The organism is Pseudoalteromonas sp. SIMBA_162 (assembly GCF_046535955.1).
Taxonomy (GTDB): domain Bacteria; phylum Pseudomonadota; class Gammaproteobacteria; order Enterobacterales; family Alteromonadaceae; genus Pseudoalteromonas; species Pseudoalteromonas marina.
In genome coordinates, this window is the sequence record NZ_JAWJBQ010000310.1 from 1 (window position 1) to 277 (window position 277).

Genomic DNA, 277 nt, shown 5'->3' on the forward strand with positions numbered 1-277 from the left:
GCGCAAGGCACAGGGCGCGCGCGGCGGCGGGGCCCGTGCCAGTGGGTCGTTGAAGAGTCTGCATTCCGTTGCCTGTCGCTTGATGGGAGGGTGGCCGGGGCCCTAAGGGACCAGGTAGCCCCTGACCCCGGTGAAGATGATCTGCGCCGCCAGGGCGCAGACGAACAGCCCCATCAACCGGCTGACGATCTGCAAGCCCTGGTCGCCGAGGATGCGTTCGATGCGGTTGGACAGGTACAGCACCACCCCCACGGTGAGGCTGGCCAGGGCGATGCTG

Annotated in this window: 1 protein-coding gene; it reads right to left on the reverse strand. The window is 68.2% G+C overall.

All coding sequences use genetic code 11. From position 1 onward, the window contains the following. Positions 1–102: 102 nt before the first annotated feature. On the reverse strand, positions 103–277 hold a 175-nt coding region (locus R0J88_RS19830; protein WP_410900851.1), incomplete at its 5' end, for a MarC family protein.